19 protein-coding genes are annotated in these 21,211 nt (G+C 53.2%); 8 read left to right on the plus strand and 11 right to left on the minus strand.

All coding sequences use genetic code 11. The features are described 5' to 3' along the window. Positions 1 to 239 precede the first annotated feature (239 nt). The 5 genes from G4551_RS20475 to G4551_RS20495 all read right to left on the minus strand — a co-directional run bounded on the left by G4551_RS20475 (position 240) and on the right by G4551_RS20495 (position 5,192). On the minus strand, positions 240 to 563 hold the full coding sequence (locus G4551_RS20475; protein ID WP_001573898.1) for a DUF1889 family protein: 324 nt from the start codon (positions 561 to 563) through the stop codon (positions 240 to 242). 109 nt (positions 564 to 672) lie between these two features. Then, complete coding sequence (locus tag G4551_RS20480) at positions 673 to 2,487, minus strand: diol dehydratase reactivase subunit alpha (RefSeq protein WP_003841444.1); 1,815 nt, start codon at positions 2,485 to 2,487, stop codon at positions 673 to 675. A 10-nt stretch (positions 2,488 to 2,497) separates the two neighbouring features. Next, positions 2,498 to 2,926 (minus strand): diol dehydratase small subunit, encoded by a 429-nt coding sequence (locus tag G4551_RS20485; RefSeq protein WP_003024721.1) that lies wholly within the window; start codon positions 2,924 to 2,926, stop codon positions 2,498 to 2,500. A 2-nt stretch (positions 2,927 to 2,928) separates the two neighbouring features. Further along, positions 2,929 to 3,513, minus strand: a complete 585-nt coding sequence (locus tag G4551_RS20490) for a propanediol/glycerol family dehydratase medium subunit (protein WP_003024724.1) — start codon at positions 3,511 to 3,513, stop codon at positions 2,929 to 2,931. An 11-nt stretch (positions 3,514 to 3,524) separates the two neighbouring features. Continuing rightward, positions 3,525 to 5,192 carry a propanediol/glycerol family dehydratase large subunit gene (locus G4551_RS20495; RefSeq protein ID WP_003841447.1) on the minus strand — a complete coding sequence of 556 codons (1,668 nt, stop codon included), beginning with the start codon at positions 5,190 to 5,192 and terminating at the stop codon, positions 3,525 to 3,527. A gap of 392 nt (positions 5,193 to 5,584) precedes the next feature. Between G4551_RS20495 and G4551_RS20500 the strand changes: the two genes are divergently transcribed. From G4551_RS20500 to G4551_RS20515, 4 genes are read left to right on the plus strand one after another with little or no spacing between them, the layout of a single operon-like run. After that, entirely contained in the window at positions 5,585 to 6,013 is a 429-nt protein-coding gene (locus G4551_RS20500) for a GlcG/HbpS family heme-binding protein (RefSeq protein WP_003024730.1), read from the plus strand. A 22-nt stretch (positions 6,014 to 6,035) separates the two neighbouring features. Continuing rightward, entirely contained in the window at positions 6,036 to 7,199 is a 1,164-nt protein-coding gene (dhaT, locus tag G4551_RS20505) for a 1,3-propanediol dehydrogenase (protein WP_003024734.1), read from the plus strand. A 16-nt stretch (positions 7,200 to 7,215) separates the two neighbouring features. Beyond that, a complete protein-coding gene (locus G4551_RS20510) occupies positions 7,216 to 7,569 on the plus strand; it encodes a glycerol dehydratase reactivase beta/small subunit family protein (protein WP_003841450.1) in 354 nt (117 codons plus the stop codon). Beyond that, a complete protein-coding gene (locus G4551_RS20515) occupies positions 7,570 to 8,100 on the plus strand; it encodes a cob(I)yrinic acid a,c-diamide adenosyltransferase (protein WP_003841452.1) in 531 nt (176 codons plus the stop codon). Here G4551_RS20515 and dhaR read toward each other — a convergent pair. Both dhaR and G4551_RS20525 read right to left on the minus strand, forming a co-directional pair. Next, entirely contained in the window at positions 8,078 to 10,003 is a 1,926-nt protein-coding gene (gene dhaR / locus G4551_RS20520; protein ID WP_003841455.1) for a dihydroxyacetone kinase operon transcriptional regulator DhaR, read from the minus strand. The genes G4551_RS20515 and dhaR overlap by 23 nt on opposite strands. 91 nt (positions 10,004 to 10,094) lie before the next feature. Then, the gene (locus G4551_RS20525) at positions 10,095 to 11,192 is read right to left on the minus strand and encodes a glycerol dehydrogenase (protein ID WP_003024745.1); all 1,098 of its coding nucleotides are present in this window, start codon (positions 11,190 to 11,192) and stop codon (positions 10,095 to 10,097) included. Between the two features lie 561 nt (positions 11,193 to 11,753). Here G4551_RS20525 and G4551_RS20530 point away from each other — a divergent pair. Beyond that, the gene (locus G4551_RS20530) at positions 11,754 to 13,412 is read left to right on the plus strand and encodes a glycerone kinase (protein ID WP_003841457.1); all 1,659 of its coding nucleotides are present in this window, start codon (positions 11,754 to 11,756) and stop codon (positions 13,410 to 13,412) included. Between the two features lie 90 nt (positions 13,413 to 13,502). On the opposite strand, the gene cfa is transcribed toward G4551_RS20530, so the two are convergent. Next, positions 13,503 to 14,657 carry a cyclopropane fatty acyl phospholipid synthase gene (cfa, locus tag G4551_RS20535; protein ID WP_003841459.1) on the minus strand — a complete coding sequence of 385 codons (1,155 nt, stop codon included), beginning with the start codon at positions 14,655 to 14,657 and terminating at the stop codon, positions 13,503 to 13,505. A gap of 67 nt (positions 14,658 to 14,724) precedes the next feature. Here cfa and G4551_RS20540 point away from each other — a divergent pair, with 67 nt between their 5' ends. Further along, positions 14,725 to 15,573 (plus strand): helix-turn-helix domain-containing protein, encoded by an 849-nt coding sequence (locus G4551_RS20540; RefSeq protein ID WP_032941143.1) that lies wholly within the window; start codon positions 14,725 to 14,727, stop codon positions 15,571 to 15,573. Here G4551_RS20540 and G4551_RS20545 read toward each other — a convergent pair. Beyond that, positions 15,570 to 16,352: a siderophore-interacting protein gene (locus G4551_RS20545; RefSeq protein ID WP_003841463.1), complete on the minus strand. Its 783-nt coding sequence runs from the start codon at positions 16,350 to 16,352 to the stop codon at positions 15,570 to 15,572. The two genes, G4551_RS20540 and G4551_RS20545, sit on opposite strands and share 4 nt — an antisense overlap. Positions 16,353 to 16,588: 236 nt before the next feature. Between G4551_RS20545 and G4551_RS20550 the strand changes: the two genes are divergently transcribed. Then, positions 16,589 to 17,266, plus strand: a complete 678-nt coding sequence (locus G4551_RS20550; RefSeq protein WP_162138602.1) for a PadR family transcriptional regulator — start codon at positions 16,589 to 16,591, stop codon at positions 17,264 to 17,266. Between the two features lie 53 nt (positions 17,267 to 17,319). On the opposite strand, the gene G4551_RS20555 is transcribed toward G4551_RS20550, so the two are convergent. Further along, on the minus strand, positions 17,320 to 18,840 hold the full coding sequence (locus tag G4551_RS20555; protein WP_003841468.1) for a methyl-accepting chemotaxis protein: 1,521 nt from the start codon (positions 18,838 to 18,840) through the stop codon (positions 17,320 to 17,322). A 430-nt stretch (positions 18,841 to 19,270) separates the two neighbouring features. Here G4551_RS20555 and ygjG point away from each other — a divergent pair, with 430 nt between their 5' ends. Next, positions 19,271 to 20,650: a putrescine aminotransferase gene (gene ygjG / locus G4551_RS20560; protein WP_168150126.1), complete on the plus strand. Its 1,380-nt coding sequence runs from the start codon at positions 19,271 to 19,273 to the stop codon at positions 20,648 to 20,650. 73 nt (positions 20,651 to 20,723) lie between these two features. Here ygjG and G4551_RS20565 read toward each other — a convergent pair whose 3' ends face one another. Next, positions 20,724 to 21,056 carry a tRNA-binding protein gene (locus tag G4551_RS20565; RefSeq protein ID WP_003024768.1) on the minus strand — a complete coding sequence of 111 codons (333 nt, stop codon included), beginning with the start codon at positions 21,054 to 21,056 and terminating at the stop codon, positions 20,724 to 20,726. Between the last annotated feature and the right edge of the window lie 155 nt (positions 21,057 to 21,211).

Raw genomic sequence — 21,211 nt, forward strand, 5'->3', positions numbered from 1 at the left:
AACCCAACAGGGGCCACCAAATTTCAAGGACTTGCGAGAAATCGCAGGTCCTTTTTGTTATTGGAAATATATGCAATTGTTGGCAAAGCCAATAATTGGATGGCTCTGAATGCGTAGCGGGGGATGGCGTGGGAATAAGGATATATCATGCGATACGCCAGCCCATATCGCTGGCATTCCATTTGGACGCCGCCATCCCGAGATGGAAACGTCCGTTAGAGTTTGATTCGATAGTCAGCTCACACTAGCTCTTTGAGCTGCTCCTGCATATAGGTTGAAAAATACTCTGGGTTCTTGATAAGGATGCGGTTACCGGAGGCAACTTTTTCTGCCCATCCGGCCACTTTTTTCGTGAACTCGGGATTCCATCCCTCCTGCTCACCCCGTGCCATCACAACTTCCGGACTCGCTGGCACACCTAAGTCATGCAAATACTTTAAGATTCCCTTAGCGGTGCTTTCATCCATTGAATGGGGTACTGACGCCGAAGTGTTCATACCACCAATAAAATCCAATGCTTTCTCAATTGCTGTTGGCATGCTCTTATCCTTAAAATTAACCACGTGAGAGACACATTTATACTATGTACCCAACTCCGCCGGGATATCAAAGAGAACATCGCCTTTATTTGACTTACCCCGCAGCTAAACGCTTGCGCGGCTGTTTTCTGCGCTATTTTTTTGCATCTCCGGCTAAAACCAGTCCGGTTGCCACCGCATTACGCGGCCCTTCGGTACCTCGAATATTGCCCTGCCCGGCGACAACTCCGTAATGCGCCAGCGCATCGGTGATCATCTGCGGGATTTCGAAATCCAGAGAAGAACCGCCTACCAGCACCACAAAAGTCATATCGCGAATAGATCCACCGGGTGACACCAGGCGTAACGCGCGCAGGCAGTTGGTCACAAAAACCTTCTCTTTGGCCTGTCGGCGCACCAGACGTATTTTTTCCAGCGAGGTCTGGTTATCTACCGGGATCAGCTCGCCCTCTTTCAAATACACAACTTTGGCAAACACCGACGGGCTGAGCGGTTCGCGGAAAAACTCTACCGCGCCGTTCTCATGGCGAATGCTGAACAGGCTCTCCACTTTTGCCAGCGGGTATTTTTTAATTTCCTCCGCCAGAAATGCATCGCTTAAGCCCAGCTCTGTTTGAATCAACAGGCTGACCATATTCCCCGCCCCGGCCAGATGTACCGCTTTCACTATGCCATCGCTATTGATGACGGCTGCATCGGTAGATCCTGCACCTAAATCGAGGATTGCCAGGGGCGCAGCGCATCCAGGCGTTGTTAACGCACCCGCTACAGCCATGTTGGCCTCCACGCCACCAACCTCAACCAAAGTGTTTAACCGGGCGCTCAGCTCACTGGCGATGGCCTGCATCTGTAAGCGATCGGCTTTCACCATCGCCGCAATGCCCACGGCGTTCTCCATTGAACACTCTCCGGCGATGCCGCCCTGCACCTTACGCGGAATAAATGTATCGACCGCCAACAGATCCTGAATATGCACCGTGTTCATGTCATGACCGGTCAGCGAGGCCATCACCTTTCGCACCCGCTCCAGCATGCCGCCTGCGTGCGTACCAGCTTCCCCAGCAATATCGCGCACGGGCGCGCAGGCGCTCATCGCCTGCATAATGGCCTGCGCGCCTTGCGCTACGTCGGCTTCACCGCCACGCTTTTCACCACGGATAAAGATCTTACCCGCCGGGATCACTCTTGATTGCACATCGCCCTGCGGGGTTTTCAGTACCACGGCGGAACGGTTGCCAATCAGCGCTCTGGCGATGGGGACGATAGCTTGCGTTTCCTCGGGCGTCAGGGCAAAGAAGGTCGCAATGCCGTAAGGGTTCGACAGCACCCGTACCACCTGTCCCGGGGCCGCCACTTCCACCGCCGCCAGCACACCTTCCGGCACCTTCTCCAGCAGGGTGACTTCATCAACCACCGGCATTGGCCGACGCAGGCGATTATTCACCAGCACCCCATCATCTTTTTTCAGGATGGCCGCCACCACATTTACGCCGCGATCCAGCGCTTCATTGATAAACCAAACCGCCTCAAGGAAATCCATCTCCTCACCTACCAACGGGATCCAGCCCTGGGCAAATCGATCCTCGCTCAACGCCGCCAACTTCTCCACGGCGATGGTGGTTCCCATGCCCACGCCAACGCCACCGGGCGTTTGCGGGTTATGGCCAATCATCGTCGATTCGGTAATGATGGTTTCAGTGATGGTTTCCATCGCCACATCGCCAATCACCGGTGCGGCCTCGTTGATGCAAATTTTTGCTACGTCCTGCAGCGACCACGGCGTGTTATTCAGCGCCTGCTGCAGGGACGCGACTACCCCGGCGATATTATCCCGCGTGCCTTTCATACCGGTCGTGGCGACAATCCCGCTGCCGATAAACCGGCCATCCTGCGCCAACGCCACTTCGGTGGTGGCGTTGCCGATATCGATCCCTGCAATTAACGGCATGCTGCCTCCGTCACTGGCTGCCTTTACGCAGCTTATTTCTCTGCTGGTATACCTCTGCCGATTCGCGGACAAAGCCGGCGTTCACCGTGGCATGCCATGTGTGTTCCAGTTCATCGGCAATGGCCTGCAACTCGGCGAACGAAGAACGAAACGGCCGCAGCGCGTTGTAGATCTCCAGAATGCGGGCATCCGGAATCGCAATCAGCTCAGCCGCACGACGAAAATTGCGCGCCACGGCATGACGCTGCATCTGCTCGGCAATCTGCGCCTGGTACTCCAGCGTTTGCTGAGAAATACGCACATCCTGCGGTCCTACGCGGCCCGCCAGCACATTCTCAAGGGTAATGTCGGTTAGCGGCTTGCCGGTAGGCGTCTGGATTTTCTCCGGGCAGCGGGTCGCTAATGGGTAATCCTGCGCAGTCATGATGTTGTCGTTCATGGTCATTCCCTTACCAGTGCAATGTGCAACGTGACAGGCGCAGCATCCTGCACCACGTGTTTGGTTTCTTTGATATGAAACAGCGCGGCCTTGGCCATAAATTTAGGGCGCACCATCTGGTCATTGACCACTGGCACCGGCGAAGGCGACTCTTTGCGTGCATATCGCGCGGCGTTTTTACCAATCTGACGATAGGTTTCCAGCGTCAGCAGCGGAGCTTGAGAAAACAGCTCGAGGTTGCTTAACGGCAGCAGATCGCGCTGATGAATCACCGTGGTTCCTTTCGACTGGATGCCAATCCCGATGCCTGAGCCGCTGAGGTTTGCCGCATCCCATGCCATAAAAGAAACATCCGAGGTGCGCAGGATCCTTACTACCCGCGCATGTAATCCCTCTTCTTCGATGCCAGCAACCAGCTCTTTCAGAATCGCGTTGTGAGGCATATCAATCAGGGTTTTATGCTGGTGCTTGCCAAAGGCCGGGCCGACGCCAATCACCACTTCATCCACGCGTTCATCCGCGTTAGCCGCCTCGCCTTCGCTCACCTGTAAGGTGAAAACCGGCTTACGTTCAGTTGTGCATTCCACAGTGTTCCGCCTTATTCGATCGAGCCGGGCTGAACCACGCCCGCAATATTTTTAATTTCCGCCCAGCGTTCGGCACTGATGCGATAGCCGGTACCAGGTCCCTGATAATCATTGATGTCGTTGACGGCGCTGACGACGTCGAACTGGCGATCCAGAATGGCCGACGTTTGCAGGTAATCACCAGTAACACGCTGTCTCAGCATATTGAGGATATTGCTGGCGATATCTTCAAAACCGCTGCAACTCAACGCGCCGACGATATCCAGCCCGGTGATATTACGCTTCATCATCTCTTCCACGGCCGCCAGATCCTCCACTACATTGCGCGCAGGCATATCTTTGCTGCCGTGAGCATAAGTAGCGGCTTCCACTTCTTCATCGCTAATCAGCGGCAAGCCCAGTTCGCGGAACACCGCCTGAATGGCGCGTGCAGCCTTATTGCGTATAGCGATGGTTTCTTCTTCAGTCACCGGACGCAGACCGCCGTCAACCATCAGATCGCGTTGCAGGATGTTGTAATCATCGAAGTCTTCAGCGTCGAAGTTCGACCCGGCAAACATGTTGTCGTAGTTGGGTACCGCGCTGTAACCGGAGAAAATAAAATCGGTACCCGGCAGCATCTGCATCAGGGTGCGGGCTGTACGGCGAATATCGGAGTGAGAAAAGGTCTGGTCATTGGCGGAGGCCACTTCAAGGTCGAGCATTGAGGCAATCAGGTTTTCCGCCAGCACCGCGCGGATCCCCGAAGGCACAGCGCCGGTCATGCCGATACAGCTGACCGCACCGTTTTGCAGCCCCTGTACGCCCGCGCCTTTAGTGATAAAAATGCAGCGCGACTCCAGATATAGCATCGATTTACTTTCGGAATAGCCCATCAGCGCTTCCGAGCCAGTACCGGAGGTGTAGCGCATCTTCAGGCCACGCGAAGCATAAGCCGAGGCGAGAAACGCTTTGGACCACGGCGTGTCATCACCGTCGGTAAACACCGATTCTGTGCCATACACCGACACCGTTTCGGCATAACTGGTTAGCCCACGCATGCCCAGCTCCAGCTCCGTGGCCTCTTCAACAGAACATTGTGTCAGCACACCGGGACGACCGCATTGGGAACCCACCAGCAGCGCCAGGGCGTTAAACGGCGCGTAGCGGGCGATCCCGACCGTCGTTTCTTGCTCGGAAAAGCCGCGGATCCCCGCTTCAGCAGCGTCGGCGGCAATCTGTACCGGGTTATCTTTCAGGTTGGTCACGTGGCACTGGTTGGAGGGCGTGCGTCTGGCACGCATTTTTTGCAGCGCCATCATCATCTCCACCACGTTCATTTGCGCCATCACTTCCACCGCTTTCGCCGGGGTGATGGCAGTGGTAATGGCAATAATCTCTTCCCGACTGACGTGGATATCCACCAGCATTCTGGCGATCTCCAGCGCGTCGAGCTGCATGGCGTGCTCGGCCTCAGCCACGTTAATGGCGTAGTCGGCAATGAAACGGTCGATCATGTCGAACTCGGCGCGGCTCTTACCGTCCAGCTCAACAATACGACCATTTTCCACCTTCACCGACGACGCTGGATCGTAGGGGCTTTCCATGGCGATCAGCCCCTCTTCAGGCCATTCGCCAATCAGCCCATCCTGATTTACAGGCCGCTTCGCAAGTACTTCGAATCGTTTTGATCTTCTCATGATTTATTGACTCAAAAGATAAAAAATAGGGACGCCGGGCCGCATTGCCGGGGACACAACACCCGTCATTCGCCTTTCATCAGCAATGGTCGAACTCTAAATGAGCAGAACAATAAAAAAATAAAATTAATTTCGTTCCAATTTGGTACCTAATAAAAACGCATCGTTTCATATTGAAACGCAATTCAGGAATATCCATCGTGAATTGTGACGAGGTTAAATGATCATTATCAATAAACGCAAAACCGGGAAGGTGATTTTAATATCTTTGAAATTTTCGCCCTATTGACTTAATAACGTGCGGCGAGAAAATAAGGTAAAGCCAATGATAAAAATAGCTGTTGCGCGATATGTTTCGTGACCTCAGCCCTACAACATTTTCAGGAGAAACTGTGAATAAGAGCCAACAAATTGCCACCATTACGCTGGCGGCTGCAAAAAAAATGGCGCAGGCCGTTGAGGCTAAAGCGCTTGAGATCAGCGTTCCGGTGGTCTTTTCCGTGGTGGATCGCGGTGGGAATACGCTGCTAATGCAACGCATGGACGATGCGTTTGTCACCAGCTGTGATATCTCTCTTAATAAAGCGTATACCGCCTGCTGTCTGCGCCAGGGTACCCATGAAATTACCGACGCGGTACAACCTGGTGCTTCGCTATATGGTTTACAGCTTACCAACCAACAGCGCATTGTTATTTTCGGCGGCGGTTTACCTGTCATATTAAACGGTAAATTAATTGGTGCCGTTGGCGTTAGTGGCGGCACCGTGGAACAAGACAGATTATTAGCAGAAACCGCACTGAATTGTTTCTCTGAATTATAATTTAAATCTAAGAAGGTATATTATGAGCTATCGTATGTTTGATTACCTGGTGCCAAATGTGAACTTCTTTGGCCCCAATGCTATTTCCGTTGTCGGCGAACGCTGCAAACTGTTAGGCGGTAAAAAAGCGCTGCTGGTTACTGATAAAGGTCTGCGGGCCATTAAAGACGGCGCGGTAGATAAAACCCTCGCCCATTTACGTGAAGCGGGCATTGACGTGGTGGTTTTTGATGGCGTTGAACCTAACCCCAAAGACACCAACGTGCGTGACGGTCTGGAAGTCTTTCGCAAAGAGCATTGCGATATCATCGTTACCGTCGGTGGCGGTAGCCCGCATGACTGCGGTAAAGGCATCGGTATCGCAGCAACTCACGAAGGCGATCTCTACAGCTATGCCGGGATTGAAACCCTGACCAACCCGCTGCCGCCGATCGTTGCGGTAAATACCACTGCCGGTACCGCCAGCGAAGTCACCCGCCACTGCGTGCTGACCAATACAAAAACCAAAGTGAAGTTTGTGATTGTCAGTTGGCGCAACCTGCCGTCGGTCTCCATTAACGATCCGCTGCTGATGCTCGGCAAACCCGCCCCGCTGACCGCCGCGACGGGTATGGACGCCCTGACCCACGCCGTAGAAGCCTATATTTCCAAAGATGCCAACCCGGTCACCGACGCTGCCGCTATTCAGGCTATTCGCCTGATCGCACGCAACTTGCGTCAGGCCGTAGCGCTGGGCAGCAACCTGAAAGCTCGCGAGAACATGGCCTACGCCTCCCTGCTGGCAGGTATGGCTTTCAACAACGCCAACCTCGGCTACGTTCACGCGATGGCGCATCAACTTGGCGGTCTGTACGACATGCCGCACGGCGTGGCGAATGCCGTACTGCTGCCGCACGTGGCGCGCTATAACCTGATCGCTAACCCGGAAAAATTTGCTGACATTGCAGAGTTTATGGGCGAAAACACTGACGGACTTTCCACCATGGATGCCGCAGAACTGGCCATTCACGCCATTGCTCGTCTCTCTGCTGACATCGGCATTCCGCAGCATCTGCGCGATCTGGGTGTCAAAGAAGCCGATTTCCCGTACATGGCGGAAATGGCGCTGAAGGACGGCAACGCCTTCTCTAACCCGCGCAAAGGGAACGAGAAAGAAATTGCCGAGATCTTCCGTCAGGCATTCTGATAGTACAGGGGGCGCAATGTCACTTTCATCACCGGGCGTACATCTGTTTTATCACTCGCGCTGGCAGGATACTCGCGTGCTTGATGAGCTGTGCTGGGGACTGGAAGAGCAAGGCGTCCCTTGTCGGGCAATCTGTTGCAACGAGCATGACTGCGCACTGGCATTGAGCAAACTTGCGGCCAAAAGCTCAACGCTACGTGTCGGTCTGGGTCTTAACGCCACGGGTGATATTGCTTTAACCCACGCCCAGTTGCCCGAGGATCGGGCGCTGATCCGTGGTCATATCACCGCCGGAATTGCGCAGATCCGCACGCTTGGCGCCAATGCTGGTCAACTGGTCAAAGTGCTTCCCTTCAGCGAGATAAAATAAATGTACCGCATCTACACCCGAACCGGCGATAAAGGCACGACCGCACTGTTTGGCGGCAGCCGTATCGACAAAGACGACATCCGCGTTGAGGCCTATGGCACGGTGGATGAACTGATTTCCCAACTTGGCGTCTGCTATGCCAGCACGCGTCAGGCCGGGCTACGCCAGGATCTGCACGCCATACAGAAAATGCTGTTTGTTCTGGGTGCGGAACTCGCCAGCGATGAGAAAGGACTCGCTCGCTTACAACAGCGTATTGGTGAAGAGGATACTCAGGCGCTGGAGCAGCTTATTGACCGTAATATGGCGCAAAGCGGCCCGCTCAAAGAGTTTGTTATTCCGGGGAAAAATCTCGCATCGGCACAGCTACACGTTGCGCGAACCCTGACGCGCCGACTGGAGCGGGTCCTCATCGCGATGAGCAGATCGCTAACGTTACGCGATGAACCCAGGCGTTATATCAACCGACTGTCAGACGCGCTGTTCTCGATGGCGAGAATTGAAGAAACTAGTCCAGATGCTTGCGCTTAAACTGGCTGGCATCAATGTCGTACTGCTTCATCTTGCGCCACAAGGTAGTGCGGCCGATATTCAACAGTTGCGACATCTCCTGCACGCGCCCGCTGGTGACGCGGGCAGCATGGATAATCGCCTCTTTTTCAATAGCGGTAAACGTCAGACTAGCAGGCAGCAGTGAAGACGCCGTCTCCAGACCCGGACGTTCGGCAAACAAATAATCCGGTAGATTGCTCAGCCGAATATGGCCGTTATCACTGCTGATGGCGATGTTTTCGATAATGCTGTTCAGCTCAAAGTCATTGCCCGGCCACGAATAGGCCACCAGTTGCGCCAGCGCGTCGTCGTCGATCTTCAAACTGTATGAAAAGCGTTTTTTCAGGCTATTCAGCCGCGTAAAAATCAGCGAGGGAATACTACTGCGCCGCGCCCGCAGCGGTGGGATCACTATCTCAAAAGAGTGCAGCGCATAATACAGCTGACGGCTAAAGCGGTTTTGCTCCACCAGATTGGCGAGATCAACCGTGGTGGTGGCGATCACTTTGACATCCACCGGAATCAGCCGACGGGCATCCAGGCGGGTTAATACCCCCTGTTTGATCACCTGTAACAGCGCGGATTGCAGCTCCGGCGCCAGATATTCAATTTTTTCCAGAAACAGCGTGCCGCCGTTCGCCAGTTCAAGACGGCTCAACCGGCCATTTTCATCGTCGGTGGGCGCACTGCCCATAAAATCCTGCCCCAGTACGCTGTTGGCATACAGCTGACAGTTCACTGCGATATACGGCCCGCTGGCGCGCTCGCTTTCATTGTGGATGGCCTGACTCAGCAGCTCTTTACCAACACCCTCTTCCCCGCACAGCAGGATCGGGAAACTCCCCCTCGCTGCCTGGCGTCCAAAATGGATCAAGCGGCGGGTTTCCGGATCGTCAGTCGACATCTGCTCAAAGGTGTGGCTCACCTTGCCGAGCTGGCTGGTCATCAGCTGGCGCATTTGTTCCACCGGATGCAGTAGCAGAATAAAGCTGTTGCCCTGCTCCTCAACAATCGGCTTCAGGGTAATGACGGCATCAACAAACTGATGCTGGCTTTCAAAGGTAACTTCGACGTGATTCAGACCGCGGGCATGTTTGATCGCCCGGCGCAGCAGCATGGGGAGATTAAGCAGATCGTGAATGTTTTTCCCCTGACTGGCCTGCGCATCGAGATGCAAAAGCAGCGCCGCTCGTGCATTGAGGAACTGCAATACGCCCTGTTCGTTCCAGGCCATCACACCATCATCCATACTCTCCAGCAGCCCGTACATCTGGTTCAGATGGCGGTTGGATTCAGCCAGCAGGCTGTCGGTCAGCAAAGAGTTGCCGACTTCTCTGGCAATCGCCAGCGTCAGGGATAAATCAGAAACGCACTCATGCTCCACCAGACAACACAGCGAAATGGAGCCGAACAGTCGACCATGGTTATCGAAGACCGGCGTCGAGCAGAACGACCACGGATGCAGCGCCTGTTTAAAATGCTGATCGCCAGAGGTTTTTGTCGGCTGACCCGGCATCGTCGCCAGCGACAGGGCACAACTGCCAATGATGCTTTCCGCACAGTAGCTGCCGTCACGAAACCCAAGCTCCGCCAGCTGTTCTACCGTCTGCGGATCGCCGCAACGGCTGAGAATACAGGCTGATTCATCCAGAATCAGCAGCGCGCACGGGCGGCCGTCCATAAACTCCCAGGCATCTTCCAGCGCAGCCTGAGCAATCGTCAGCAACGCCGTCTTGCGACGACAAATCGACTCAAAGGTCAGCCCCTGCGCCTGATGCGGCGCCTGCCAGGTTTCCCGCTGCATAAACTTGCTGCAACGATGCCATGACTGGGCAATGACTGAAGAGACTTCCTTCCCGATGCTATGCGTGTGCGCCGTCATATCCCTTTCCGCTGTTTAACCATAGACAACCCCTCCGGCAGAAACTGTCAGAGGGGGAGAAGATGCCGGATAAAAACCTACCGACGACTGATTAACGCGCCAGCCACTGCTGTCCCAGCAGATCTGCCGTCAAGATAGCGGCATGTACGCTTTCAGGCGTTACCGGAAACGGCATATTGTGGATGGTTTCACCTTCTGCGCAGGTCGCTTTCGCCACGGCCATGATCTTGCCGTCAACGTCTTCTTTCACGCCCATTTCCGCTAACGTTACCGGCAGGCCGACTTTCTGACAGAAATTCAGCACGGTTTCGATCTCTTCCATCGGGCTGTTTTGCAGCACCAGTTGCGCCAGCGTACCAAAGGCGACTTTTTCACCGTGGTACAAATGGTGGCACTCTTCCAGAATCGTAAAGCCGTTGTGGATCGCATGCGCCCCTGCAAGACCGCTGCTTTCAAAGCCGATGCCGCTGAGGTAAGTGTTAGCTTCGACAATACGCTCCAGCGCATCGGTCACCACGCCAGCCTGCGCAGCAAAGCGTGCCTTCTCGCCTTCCGCCAGCAGGGTATCATAGCACAAGCGCGCCAGGCTCAGCGCCGCCACGGTGGACTGTCCGCCCGCCATGCTAGTCGCTCTGGCGTCATAACAGGCTTTCGCTTCAAACCAGGTCGAGAGCGCATCGCCCATCCCAGCCACCAGCAGACGTACCGGCGCTTTGGCAATGATCGCAGTGTCCATCACCACCATATCCGGGTTTTTCGGGTAGATCAGATACTCTTCAAACTCACCGGCTTCGGTATAGATAACGGACAGCGCGCTGGTTGGCGCATCGGTAGATGCGATAGTCGGGATCACCACCACCGGCAGCTTCTGGTAGTAACCAATCGCTTTGGCGGTATCCAGCGTTTTCCCGCCGCCAATACCAACCACGCCGCGACAACCGTGCTGTTTCAGAATGGCAATCAGTCGATTAATTTCAACATGGCTACATTCACCGTTAAAGCGTTCCGCATGGCAGCTAATGTCGTGGCTGTGCAGGCCGTTGAGTACTTTCTCTCCCGCCAGCTTCATCACGAAGTCATCCGCAATCACAAAAAAGCTGTCCGCCAGGTTTTTAGCGTATTGACCAAACAAGGTGGAAGCGTCAGGACCCTGGAGATATTTGGCTGGAGATTGAATAACTTTTAGCATTCCTTTCATCCTCAAATAAGTACATGTTTTTACATGGTGAGCCCTGGCGTTAACCTGTTTGGCCTGATGCAGACGGCGAAAACGGGAGGTACCGGAGCGATGCAATAACTGTATGGCGAGGCGTGCACAAAAAAATCTTTCGTCTTTTTGTTCTGATATGAAACAGATAAAAACGGAGTACGTTCCATATTGGAACGCTTATCCACAAAAATGATAAGGTTTGCGATCCCGATCCGCTCATTTGCCACCAAATCTCCAGCACAGACGAATCTCACTTTCTTTTTACCTACTCACTTGCCAAAAAACCGGCAAAAAAAAAGCTGACAGTGCCATATCAGCTGCATTCATCGCGAGAGAAAAAAGTCGAGCGAGCTCGCATTGTGATCGTTCCTCGTTCTTTTCGGTTTCATTACGGAACAAAAAACAATGACAACGTTCCGTAATGGAACTCATTTTAACGTTGTTTTTTTCCGCGCTGACTTCGCCAGAATCTCTCTATCGCCTCCGTACCATGACCATGCTTCCGGGGGTTTGTCTTACACTCAACCTCAAGGAGCCGTTATGTCTCAATTCTTTTTTAATCAACGCACCCATCTCGTGAGCGACGTCATCGACGGTACGATTATCGCCAGCCCGTGGAATAACCTGGCGCGTCTGGAAAGCGATCCGGCCATTCGCATCGTGGTCCGTCGTGACCTCAACAAAAATAACGTGGCGGTAATTTCCGGCGGCGGTTCAGGGCACGAACCCGCGCACGTTGGGTTTATCGGTAAAGGTATGCTAACCGCTGCGGTTTGCGGCGACGTTTTCGCTTCCCCGAGCGTGGATGCGGTACTGACCGCCATCCAGGCGGTAACCGGTGAGGCGGGCTGTTTATTGATCGTGAAAAATTACACCGGTGACCGTCTTAATTTCGGTCTCGCCGCCGAGAAAGCCCGTCGCCTTGGTTACAACGTTGAAATGCTGATTGTTGGCGACGACATCTCCCTGCCTGATAACAAACACCCACGCGGCATTGCGGGAACCATCCTGGTGCATAAAATCGCAGGCTATTTTGCCGAACGCGGCTACAACCTCGCCACCGTCCTGCGTGAAGCGCAGTACGCGGCCAATAACACCTTCAGCCTGGGCGTTGCGCTTTCCAGCTGTCATCTGCCGCAAGAAGCCGACGCCGCCCCGCGTCATCATCCGGGCCACGCGGAACTGGGCATGGGCATTCACGGCGAACCAGGCGCATCGGTTATCGACACCCAGAACAGTGCGCAGGTGGTGAACCTGATGGTGGATAAACTGATGGCAGCCCTGCCTGAAACCGGCCGTCTGGCGGTGATGATTAACAATCTTGGCGGCGTTTCCGTTGCCGAAATGGCCATCATTACCCGCGAACTGGCCAGCAGCCCGCTGCACCCACGTATCGACTGGCTGATTGGCCCGGCCTCACTGGTCACCGCGCTGGATATGAAAGGCTTTTCACTAACTGCTATCGTGCTCGAAGAGAGCATCGAAAAAGCGTTACTCACCGAGGTGGAAACCAGCAACTGGCCGACGCCGGTCCCGCCGCGTGAAATCAGTTGTGTACCGTCATCACAGCGTAGCGCACGCGTGGAATTCCAGCCTTCGGCGAACGCCATGGTGGCCGGGATTGTGGAACTTGTCACCACAACCCTTTCCGATCTGGAGACTCATCTTAACGCGCTGGACGCCAAAGTCGGCGATGGCGATACCGGTTCGACCTTTGCCGCTGGCGCGCGTGAAATTGCCAGTCTGTTGCATCGCCAGCAGTTGCCGCTGGATAACCTTGCCACGCTGTTCGCGCTGATTGGCGAACGTCTGACCGTAGTGATGGGTGGTTCCAGCGGTGTGCTGATGTCTATTTTCTTTACCGCTGCGGGGCAGAAACTGGAACAGGGAGCTAGCGTTGCCGAATCCCTGAATACGGGACTGGCGCAGATGAAGTTCTACGGCGGCGCAGACGAAGGCGATCGCACCATGATAGATGCGCTGCAACCGGCCCTGGCTTCGCTGCTCACGCAGCCGCAAAATCTGCAGGCCGCATTCGACGCCGCGCAAGCGGGAGCCGAACGAACCTGTTTGTCGAGCAAAGCCAATGCCGGTCGCGCATCGTATCTCAGCAGCGAAAGCCTGCTCGGAAATATGGACCCCGGCGCGCACGCCGTAGCGATGGTGTTTAAAGCGCTGGCAGAGAGTGAGTTGGGATAAGCCATAAGTGCCTGATGCGCTGCGCTTATCAGGCCTACGAGTGCAAAGCTTTGTAGGCCGGATAAGGCAACACAGCCATCCGGCGGAACGTTAACGATAAACGCGGATCCCACCCTCTACGCCGCGGCTAAACAGCACCTGCCAAAGCTCAATATCTCTGGCGCGGAAAGCCCCTGCGCACGCGCATAAATAGTAATTAAACATTCTTCTGAAGGTGGCGGAATAACGTGATGACAGCTCCGGCCATGCCTGATTAAAGCGCTCATGCCAGGCCATCAGCGTTTTATCGTAATCGCTGCCGAAGTTATGCCAGTCTTCCATCACAAACCGTGATTCGCTGGCCTCGGCAATATGGGAAATCGCCGGTAAGCAGCCATTTGGGAAAATGTATTTATTGATCCACGGATCGACGCTCATCCCTTTTTTATTGCTACCAATGGTATGCAGCAGGAACAGTCCGTCTGGTTTTAAACAACGGTCGGCGATACTGAAATAGGTGTCGTAGTTTTTCGGCCCGACATGTTCAAACATCCCCACGGAGACAATGCGATCGTAGTGTTTATTAAGATCGCGATAATCCTGCAGCAGAATGTTAACGTCCAACCCTTCACAGCGCTGCTGCGCCATTTTCTGCTGCTCTTTGGAAATGGTAACGCCTTCTACTGCCACGCCATAATGACGCGCAGCATATTCCGCCAGCCCGCCCCAGCCACAACCGATATCGAGTAAACGCATACCCGGTTTAAGCTGCACCTTCTCGCAGATCATTTTTAATTTGGCATTTTGCGCATCGTTTAATGTGGTTGCATCTTTCCAGTAACCGCAGGAATATTGCATATGCGGATCAAGCATCAGCGCAAAGAGATCGTTACCAATATCATAATGCTCTTTACCGACGATCCATGCACGACTACGTGACTGCAAATTAAACAGGCGCGCGCTGGCAATGCGTAAAATATCTTTCAGATTACCTGGCATCTGCTGGTCGAGTTTTGCTTTCAGGATTTTGCAGAACAGAATATCGAGCCGTTCGCAGTCCCACCAGCCTTCCATATAGCTTTCGCCAAGCCCTAATGAGCCTTGCTGCAATACTCGTTTAAAGAAACCGGTATGATGAAGTTGAATGTCCCAGGCGCGTGAGCCATTAATTCTGATATCCGCTTGTGAAAGCAGCTCTTTTCCCATTCGGGTCCAGTTATCATTTGTTTCATTGACGATGACAGCATCTGAACAAAGCGAGTTCATGGTATTTACCAAAAGTGGGCTAAAAATTATTACGCAAGATTATTATGGAAAAAAGAGTGTATGTATTATGATCCGCGGACAAGATCTATCGAGCAGCGGACACATCATCGGGAGCATTGACGATTCATTTATGGAAACTCTGGCGCAAAAACAGTGGAACTCCTTCCCGGATAACTCCATGACCGAACTGCCGCAGGATGTATTCTTTCGCTCTTATGTCCTGGAAGCCAACCACCATGTACCGCAGCATTCACACTCTTTTATGCAATTTCATTTCGCCCGCAAAGGCAGCATGCGCATTGATGTTGCCGGTAAGTGCTGGATAATCCCGGCGCATTATGGCATCTGGATCCCCAATAATACTGAGCATGCAGTTTGGGCATTGGATGATGTGTATTTAGAAAATCTAGATATTAAACCGGGCTTTCTTGAAGAGAACATCAATGAATGCAAAGTTGTGGCTATCAGTGATTTCGCCAGAGAGTTTATTCATTACGCCACGAATTCAATTTCAGGTCATTATGATAGCCAGTCAAAAGAGGGCAAACTGGTTAGCGTACTGGTCGATATTATTCTGCAACTCCCGGAAGTCGCCTTTGTATTACCCTGGCCGCAGGATCGCGAATTAACCAAAGTATGCCGAACCATACAAGAATCCCCCGCCCTGGAGCATTCAGTTGAATACTGGGCGCATCATCTGGGTATGTCTGCCCGTACCTTTTCACGCCATTTCAAAAAAGAAACCGGATTGCCTTTCAGCGTCTGGAAGCAAAAAATGCGTATTCTGGAATCCGTATTAATGCTGAAAAAAAATAAAAGCGTGACAGCCGTGGCGCTCGACGTAGGATATTCAAGCACCGCGGCATTTAGCTATGCCTTCCGCCAGGCGTTTGGCGTTCCGCCATCTAATTATTAATCTGCCGCTTTATGCTGATGCCAGTAGGCTGCCGCACGCACCCGTTGAGGGTCAAACGCCTCGGTTTCAAAGCGAGCACTCAGGTTTTTTACCACCTTGCCTTCGCCAGTGATCCAGACGTAATAATCATCTGCGGGCACGGTTAGTCGCGATAAGCGTTCATTCACCGCCTGCGCGTCATGGCCGATAAACCACTCAATAGTAAACCCGTCGAGATGGGCAAGATAATCCTGGTACGCCGCATCCTGCACGCTGACCAGCGCCGTGACGTTTGGACGTACCGCTAAACGGCTGAGCGACTCCAGGCGTCGGCGTAGCGCGGGCATTCCCGACTCATCGCACACATAAACCTGATACGCATAATCCTCTGGCACCACCAAAGAACCGCGCGGCCCGCCGATTGTCAGCTTGTCGCCCTCGCGGGCATTCATCGCCCATGTACTCGCCACGCCGCCATCATGAATATAGAAGTCCAGCGCCAGCACATGGCGCGCTTCGTCATACAACGGCGTGTAGTCACGGGAAAGCGGACGCACGCCGTCAGCCCAGACAATGCCTTCATCGGTGACGACAGGCGGCACAAAGTGGCTGCCCGGTTCAGGGAAAAAGACCTTGGTATGGTCGTCAAAGCCGTGTGAGCTAAAACCGTCCAGAGCGTCACCGCCCAGTACAATGCGCTGAAAGCCCGCGCTAATACGCTCTACGCGCAGGACGGTAAGTTCTCGAAAACGCAGTTCATTACGAACGCGCTGCGGGTAGCGTGAGGTGTTTTTTGTCATGTTTTCGCCTTCGTGAAAATAATAAGATATATCTAAATTAATTTTTAAATGATAATGATTGCTAATCAATAAGATTGCAAGCACTTTTTTGATATAGTCACCGTTTGATTAAACAGCTATCAAAAATCAATAAAAACACTTTATAATCAACATATTAAACAAAATATAATTTGTAGACTTGCAAAATACCATTTTTTAGATATAAATTAGATATATCTAAATAACATCAGGAGACGATGATGCAAAACCATCATGAAGGTTGCTGCAAAAATACAGAGCACCAACACGAAGGCTGCTGCAAGGGTGAAGGACATCACCACGAAGGCCGCCACAACGAGCACCATGCAGGTTGCTGCAAAGGTGAAGAACATCGCCATGAAGGCTGTAACAAAGATCACCACCACGAGCACGGCTGCGGGCACCGCCACGGTCGCGGCGGCGGTGGTCGTCGCCAACGCTTCTTCGGTCACGGAGAATTACGCCTGGTCATTCTGGATATCTTGACCCGCGACGCCAGCCACGGCTATGAGCTGATAAAAGCGATTGAAACCCTGACTCAGGGTAACTATACCCCGAGCCCGGGCGTTATCTATCCGACGTTGGATTTCTTGCAGGATCAGGCACTGATCACCGTCAGCGACGAGGAAGGTGGGCGTAAACAGATTGCGATCACGACTCAGGGCCAGCAATGGCTGGATGAAAACCGTGAGCATCTGGAACATATCCACGAACGGATCAAAGCCCGCTGCGTGGGTTTTGAATTACGCAAAAATCCACAGATGAAACGCGCGCTGGAAAACTTCAAAGCCGTGTTGGATCTACGCGTTAATCATGGTGATACCAGCGATGCGCAGATCAAAAAAATCATCGGTATTATCGATCGCGCTGCGCTGGATATTACTCAGCTGGATTAATCTGCACAGCAGGCGGAACCCGTTTGCCCGACGTTCCGCCTGTATTATTAGTATTAATGCAGCACCGTGACCGCATCTTCCAGACGACCCGCGCGATGTTTCACCATTGCGGAAATCTGCGCACTCTCTTCAACCAGTTCGGCGTTTTTCTGCGTAATGTTGCTCAGCTCATTCACCGCGCGGGTCAGGCTGGAAAGACCATCTGACTGTTCCAGCGTTGAGTGGCTGATTTGGGCGATCAGCTGAGTGACGTTTTGCACCTGCGCCACAATATCGTCCATCGTGCGTCCTGCGGCGTGAACCTGGTCGGATCCGGACTGCACTTTGTCGGCGCTGGCATCAATCAGCTTACGGATATCATTGGCAGCACTGGCGCTGCGGCTGGCAAGATGACGCACTTCTCCCGCCACCACGGCGAACCCTTTCCCCTGCTCGCCCGCCCGCGCGGCTTCAACAGCGGCGTTCAAAGCCAGAATGTTGGTCTGGAAGGCAATATCGTTAATCAGCGTGGTAATGGTGCCGATCCGCTGGGTGCTGTTGGCGATATCGTCCATGGTTTTGATGACGGTATCCATCGCCTCACCGCCGTGCGTTGCCGCGCTGCTGGCGGCAATAGAGAGCTTATCAGCCGCCGCGGCGGTCTCTGAGTTTTGTTTTACCGATGCCGCCATCTGATTCATGGTGGTCACCGTTTCCTGCACGTTCTCAACGGTCTGCTGCGTATGCTTATTTAAATCATCGCTACCTTTTGCCAGCGTTTCGCTGTCGCTGCGCACGCAACTCACCTGGCTGGAGACGTCATGAATAAGCCAGCGACACATTAATCCCAGTTGGCCCACTGCTCGCAGCATCAGTCCCAGTTCATCGCTGCGGTTAAGATGCGACACGCTGTTCCGCTCACCGGTCGCCACTTTCAGCGCCTGACGGGTGACATTCTCAATAGGACGCACAATCTGCCATTCGAAAATAGCCGTTCCTAAAAGCATCACCAATGCACTCATCAACAGTAACGGCCATTCAGCACCCATTTGCTGCAATGCGACCGCTAGCAGGACAAACATGAATGCCATCACGCTGCGTACCCGCCAGCGAATCGGCATCGCCGGCAGTTTACCCAGCCAGCCTTTGCGTACCACCAACCCCTTATGGATACGCCGGTTGCAACGTCCTTCGTTCAGCGCTTTATATAAAGGCTCTACCGCTGCAATTTCCTCGTCAGTTGCCCGGGTACGAATCGACATATACCCGGTCACGCGTCCTTCCCGCACCATCGGCACCGCATTGGCCCTCACCCAGTAGTGATCGCCATTCTTACGCCGGTTTTTCACAATCCCGCTCCATGGCTCGCCCTGCTTCAGGGTGTACCACATATCCGCAAACGCCGCTTTTGGCATGTCCGGATGACGAACCAGATTGTGCGGCTTTTCGAGCAACTCATTCAGTTGATAGCCGCTGACCTGAACGAAGGTGTCGTTCGCATGGGTGATATAGCTTTGCAAATCGGTGGTCGACATGAGGGTGATATCATCATCCAGCGGTGTATTTTGCTGACTAACGTAGGGATGAGAAGACATGATTGCGTCCTGTGCAGGTTATCTGGTTGTTAACTCTTTCGGCTTATGTTATTTCGGCGATAATTTTTTTATCTTTAGTTGTTAAATTTGATTTAGATCGCAATTTGCGATTAAACCTCAAAAACTGTACGCATTCTAATCCATTGATTTAAAATACTTTCATCCAGTAACTATTCAATATTACTTCTACCAGCGCACTGTCACAGTGCAAATATTGCCCATTTTTAGAGCAAATTTGCGTTTATTCGATCTGTTTTCAGGCTCCTGACTTGGGCAAAATGCCAGCAAATGTTAAATAATGGCATTAAATGTTGCGTAAATAAGATGTTTCCTGGTGTTTATCCCGATTTTTGCTAAGCGCGCCGGAATGGCGCAATCCCTGCAATACTTAAATCAGTATCATGTGATACGCGAGCTCCGGGAGCATATTTTGAACAGGTTACCTTCCAGCGCATCGGCCCTGGCCTGCAGCGCACACGCACTGAATCTCATCGAAAAGCGCACGCTTGATCATGAGGAAATGAAATCGTTAAACCGAGAGGTGATTGAGTACTTCAAGGAGCATGTCAATCCGGGGTTCTTAGAGTATCGAAAATCTGTAACTGCAGGCGGGGATTACGGAGCCGTAGAGTGGCAAGCGGGAAGCCTGAATACGCTTGTCGACACCCAGGGGCAGGAGTTCGTCGATTGCCTGGGTGGTTTTGGAATTTTCAACGTGGGGCACCGTAATCCAGTCGTGGTTTCCGCCGTACAGAATCAACTCGCGAAACAACCTCTGCACAGCCAGGAGTTACTTGACCCTCTGCGGGCCATGCTGGCAAAAACTCTCGCCGCACTGGCGCCCGGTAAACTGAAATACAGTTTCTTCTGTAACAGCGGGACCGAGTCGGTTGAAGCCGCACTGAAGCTGGCGAAAGCGTATCAATCACCGCGCGGTAAATTTACGTTTATTGCCACCAGCGGCGCATTCCACGGTAAATCACTGGGCGCGCTGTCCGCCACGGCTAAATCTACCTTCCGCAAACCCTTTATGCCGCTGCTGCCGGGCTTCCGTCATGTGCCGTTTGGCGATGTTAACGCGATGCGCACCATGCTCAGCGAGTGTAAAAAGACCGGTGACGATGTCGCAGCCGTGATCCTCGAACCCATCCAGGGTGAAGGGGGGGTGATCCTGCCGCCACAAGGCTATTTAACCGCTGTTCGTAAACTTTGCGATGAGTTCGGCGCACTGATGATCCTTGACGAAGTGCAGACCGGGATGGGGCGTACCGGCAAGATGTTCGCCTGTGAGCACGAAAATGTGCAGCCCGACATTATGTGTCTGGCCAAAGCGTTGGGCGGCGGCGTAATGCCCATTGGCGCAACCATTGCCACCGAAGAGGTGTTCTCCGTCCTGTTCGACAATCCTTTCCTGCATACCACCACGTTTGGCGGCAACCCGCTCGCTTGTGCGGCTGCGCTGGCCACCATTAACGTCCTGCTGGAGCAAAATTTACCGGCTCAGGCGGAGCAGAAAGGCGACATGTTGTTGGATGGTTTCCGTCAGCTTGCGCGGGAATACCCGGACCTGGTACATGATGTACGCGGCAAAGGCATGCTGATGGCGATTGAGTTTGTCGATAATGAAATCGGCTACAACTTTGCCAGTGAGATGTTCCGCCAGCGGGTACTGGTCGCCGGGACGCTGAACAATGCCAAGACGATCCGCATCGAACCGCCGCTAACGTTAACGATCGAGCAATGCGATCTGGTGTTGCGATCAACACGCAAAGCCCTGGCAGCATTACGGGTGAGCGTGGAGCAGATGTAACAGATGTCTGTCCGGCCTGCGTGAGCAAACGTAGGCCGGATAAGGCGTAGCCGCCATCCGGCATCAGCACCATTTAAACAATCCGCACGCCTGCAGGCATCACCCGTTCTGGCGTTAACAGCACGCTTTCGCTGCCATCGTCCGTCTCAGCGCACAGCAGCATACATTCTGATGTTTCACCGCGCATTTTGGCCTTTTGCAGATTACACAGCACCACCACCGTTTTCCCCATCAGCTCCTCTTCGCTGTAATAAGGCACCAGGCTGGTCACGGTTTGCAGCGTACGTTCTCCCACATCAACCTGTACGATATACAGCTTATCGGCATTGTCATGGCGCTTAACCTGTGCGATTTTTCCAACACGTATTTCCATGCGGGCAAAATCAGCAAATGCGACAGTATCCATTGTTTTCTCCTTTGGTAAAATTTTACTAAATACTAGCAAACTATTTTCCGGGCATTGTTCTCAAAAGCGGGGAAATGACGTATCCATCACACTCTGCAAGCCCAGTTTTACCCCGAGCATGTCAATTAAACGTGCTTTTTTTACTGAAAACAGAT

The organism is Citrobacter freundii ATCC 8090 = MTCC 1658 = NBRC 12681, assembly GCF_011064845.1.
GTDB lineage: Bacteria > Pseudomonadota > Gammaproteobacteria > Enterobacterales > Enterobacteriaceae > Citrobacter > Citrobacter freundii.